This is a genomic window from Candidatus Aquicultor sp., from assembly GCF_054640775.1.
The window spans coordinates 1-3,171 of record NZ_JBTSLF010000258.1; the positions used below are offsets into that span (position 1 = coordinate 1).

Here is a 3,171-nt window from a genome sequence, read left to right on the forward strand (position 1 = left end):
TACTCTCAAGGAAGGATTGTTTCGATCCTTGAGGGAGGCTATTGTCTTAACCGGCTGCCGGAACTCATTAATAATCACGTAAAAATACTATTGGCCGATAACCGCCTGAGGATAAAAGAATCAACCACTACATAGACTAATAACGGAGGCATTATGTTTATCGATCGATCTATGACCAAAAATGTAATCACTATTAAACCGGAGGCCGGCATTCTGGAGGCCAAGGAGAAGCTGGAAAAACACCATATCCATTCCCTGCCCGTGGTTGAGGGGGAGGACATCCTGATCGGTATTGTTACCGATCGAGACATCAGAAGCGCCTTGCCGTCCGGTCTTTTGTCCGACCAAGACAAAAAAAAAGAAAGGGCTCGGCTGTCCCATTTAAAGATCGAAGATATTATGACCAAAAATCCGGTTACAGTTTCTCCCAGCCAGACTCTTGAGGATGCCCTGCTGATGATGCACAAAATTCGAGTCGGCGCCTTTCCCGTAGTGGATCAGAAGGGAAAAGTGATAGGGATTATTTCCCGGCAGGATTTAATGCGCGCTTTTATCAATGTCCTGGGAATCGAAGAACCTGGAACGCTTTTGTGTATTCTGGCTGAAGACAAAGTGGGGACGTTGAAAAAAATTGTCGATGCCATTAGTGAGGAAAGGATCTCTTTCGGCAGTGTCCTGGTCGCCAGACATTGGGAAGAAGGAAAACGAATGGTCTTCCCCTATCTCCTGACCAACAATGTGACGAAGGTAAAAAAGAAACTGAAGGCCATGGGATTTACCCTGCTTAACCCCATGGAGTGGTATCTGGATCAGCTCCCGAAAAGTAAAAGAAACCGGGTATAGTCAGTTTCCCTCCGGACATTGATGATTTCGGGATGGGAGCGGATAGCACTTAGCCTTTAGCCGTCAGCAAAAGCACTTTTTTCTAAGAGCTGACCGCTAATTGCTGAGAGCTCTCCCGGGAATTGAAATTTTTTATCAGGTGCCTTCCCCGGTTTTTCGAGGCTCTAATCCATATTTTTTAAAAATATATTCGTTGTCCCCGCCGATGTCGGCCGAAATCCATTTCACCCTGAAAGGAGTTTTGGACATCTTTCCGGTGATGGGTAAGGTGACGATCCCGAAGGCCGGATGATCCACCTTGGCGAAAGAGCCGCGAACCTGCCAGTGCTCCTGGGCCAGGACCTCTTTAGGGGTCAACATCTTGGTGGTTACCGGCAGCCCGCCGCCCCGCCATTTGGACCGGGCCGACTTGACACTGTATCTGGAAAATTTCTCGGATATTTCCTGATAGGTGTATTTACCGACCGCCTTTTCCACTTCATCGTTCAATTCTTTTACCTTATCGATATCATCGGTGATCCGGTCCAGGAGGGATTTCCAGTCTTCCTCTAATTTCCAGGTGCCCAGAATCTTCATGGCTGCCCGGAAGTCCTGGTCCCGGAAACAGGCGATGGCCACATAACCGTCTTTGCACTTGAAAAAACCATATGGACACAAGCCATAGTCCAGAGTCCCATATCGAAGCCGGGGTTTTTTCCAGACATAGCCGATGGTGGGAGGAAATCCGACGCAGGAGGTGTAGGCATCGGCTGAAGCGATATCGATCATTTGTCCTTCACCGGTCCGTCTTTTGAAAAAAGAGGCCGTCAGCCCTCCACAGGCCGCGCCCACGGCTGTGGTGTAGCCGGCGGCGTAAAACCCGGCCCGGGTGGGCCAGTTATAAGGGTCCGGGGTACCCGGGAGGTCGCCGATCAAGGCCGCCAGACCGGACTCAGCCTGGCTGGTCAAATCGGTCCAGGGCATTCCCGCCATTTCCCTGCCCCTGGCCGTATAATGACCATAGGGAGTAATGGCAATATAGACCAGGCCGGGGTTGAGGTCCCGCAGCTGGCGATAACCGATCCCCCAGGAATCCATTTCGCCGGGGGCAAAGGTCTCAATAAGTACATCGGCCCGGGTGGCCAGGCGCTTAATATTTTCCCGGTCTCCCGGATCCCCGACATCCAGGGTGATGTTTCTCTTATTCCGGCTTTCCATCAGATAGGGGATTCCCACCCCTTTGATATTGCTTCCATAGGGACTCATGACCCTGGCCGGGTCCCCTTCCGGGGGTTCAATCTTGATCACCTCAGCGCCGGCTTCGGCAAAAAAGCTGGCGGTGATGGTTCCCGAAAAGTTGGCATAACTCAGGTCAAGAACCACCATATCATCCAGGGCTTCCGGCTTTCCTTCCGCGGACATCATTTTTGACAGAAACTCGTTCCATCCGGAAAGCTTACGGGAAACCCCTTTTTTCTGTAAATATCTTGAATAGACCCGCTCTTTAATGGTCCTCACCCCTTTCATAATTAAAAATCGGATCCTTTTCCAGGTTATGATAAATGGGAGGTCGCTGACCGACCCGGAAGTCCCAGTAGCCCACGACCCTTTCTTTTTCCAGCTGCTTGATCTGGGCTTCGGTCAGACCTAAAAACTTTTTTAAGACATAGCGGTTATGATATCCCAGGGGACGGGTAAGCCATTTGGTCCGCCCCGGGGTTTTGCTGAGCATGGCTATCGGTCCTTCCAGCACCAGTTCCTTATACATATCATCCTGAAAAGGAAAAACACTCCCCCTTTCCCGCCGCCAGGGATCATCATGGATTTGCACATCATCCATGACCTCGGCAGCGGCAAAACGATTTTTTCGGCCTAAGTCAATTACTACAGCAGCCTCTTGCGCTGAGACCCATTTTTCAACAATCCGATCCAATTCCGCGGCATTCTCCGGCTTGAGCCGGTCCTGGGCTTTTTTATATTTATTGTCCCGGAATAGATCTTCCCGGCCCAGGACTTGGCAGAAGGATTGGAACTGCTTGTCCGTAGCGATAGCCAGAGCGACGAATTTATCGTCTTTTGTTTTAAATATTCCTGATGGGGCCATAGTGGGGTCTGAATTCCCGGTCCTCCCCAGGTCTTCCCCGGTAGCTTCGTGATGGGTAAAATGAAACAAAGACCTCATCAGAATTTCGGCCTGACAGCCGTCGATATACTGCCCTTCTCCGGTCCTCTCCCGATAATTGAGGGCCGTCAGGATCAGCATGGCCGCATAAAAGCCCGGGAAAAAATCACCGAAAAAATCCGGGATTTTAAAATATTTTTCCGTATACGGATGTCAGGTGACCGAAA

At 50.4% G+C, this 3,171-nt stretch carries 4 protein-coding genes; 2 read left to right on the forward strand and 2 right to left on the reverse strand.

Annotated elements, in window-relative coordinates:
- Positions 1 to 153: 153 nt before the first annotated feature.
- Complete coding sequence (locus ACYC56_RS13750) at positions 154 to 843, forward strand: CBS and ACT domain-containing protein (protein ID WP_461374740.1); 690 nt, start codon at positions 154 to 156, stop codon at positions 841 to 843.
- Between the two features lie 135 nt (positions 844 to 978).
- Here ACYC56_RS13750 and ACYC56_RS13755 read toward each other — a convergent pair whose 3' ends face one another.
- Together ACYC56_RS13755 and ACYC56_RS13760 are read right to left on the reverse strand one after the other, a co-directional pair.
- The gene (locus ACYC56_RS13755) at positions 979 to 2,349 is read right to left on the reverse strand and encodes a CaiB/BaiF CoA transferase family protein (RefSeq protein ID WP_461374741.1); all 1,371 of its coding nucleotides are present in this window, start codon (positions 2,347 to 2,349) and stop codon (positions 979 to 981) included.
- On the reverse strand, positions 2,327 to 3,076 hold the full coding sequence (locus ACYC56_RS13760; RefSeq protein ID WP_461374742.1) for a CoA transferase: 750 nt from the start codon (positions 3,074 to 3,076) through the stop codon (positions 2,327 to 2,329). The genes ACYC56_RS13755 and ACYC56_RS13760 overlap by 23 nt, the downstream gene beginning before the upstream one ends.
- Here ACYC56_RS13760 and ACYC56_RS13765 point away from each other — a divergent pair.
- On the forward strand, positions 2,987 to 3,171 hold a 185-nt coding region (locus tag ACYC56_RS13765), incomplete at its 3' end, for a hypothetical protein (RefSeq protein WP_461374743.1). The two genes, ACYC56_RS13760 and ACYC56_RS13765, sit on opposite strands and share 90 nt — an antisense overlap.

What these genes read in the sequence shown, in the direction of transcription:
- ACYC56_RS13755 (WP_461374741.1), bottom strand. Translation starts at nt 2,349, where the DNA reads ATGAAAGGGGTGAGGACCATTAAAGAGCGGGTCTATTCAAGATATTTA.
- ACYC56_RS13750 (WP_461374740.1), top strand. Translation starts at nt 154, where the DNA reads ATGTTTATCGATCGATCTATGACCAAAAATGTAATCACTATTAAACCG.